This is a genomic window from Vibrio sp. 1151_11, from assembly GCF_029478525.1.
Lineage (GTDB): Bacteria > Pseudomonadota > Gammaproteobacteria > Enterobacterales > Vibrionaceae > Vibrio > Vibrio anguillarum.
Map to the genome: position 1 here is coordinate 1 of NZ_SHMN01000131.1, position 278 is coordinate 278.

Sequence of the window (278 nt, forward strand, 5' to 3'; positions counted from 1 at the left end):
CACTCGACCATCACGAGTTGAATCGTGCATCTCTTCGAGTTGTTGTTTCTGTTGAGGAGTCAGTATTATTTTCATGGTGCGTAGCATGATCCTGATTTTATGAGAAATCAAGCATCTTCAATGATCATCGGTATAGTTTGCTCATGATCGATTCCTTACTTAAGTAGTGGTACTTGGGTTTTGTTACTCACAGATTCCATCCAATTTTTCACAGTGTTGTCCCATTGGATTTCTGCGGCACTGAAAAAGCCACGTAAAATAGAAAATAAGATGGCTTC

Annotated in this window: 1 pseudogene; it reads right to left on the reverse strand. The window is 39.6% G+C overall.

What is annotated here, in order from left to right:
• Positions 1-155: 155 nt before the first annotated feature.
• A pseudogene (locus tag EXZ60_RS19080) lies at positions 156-278 on the reverse strand (glutaredoxin); the annotation flags it as partial.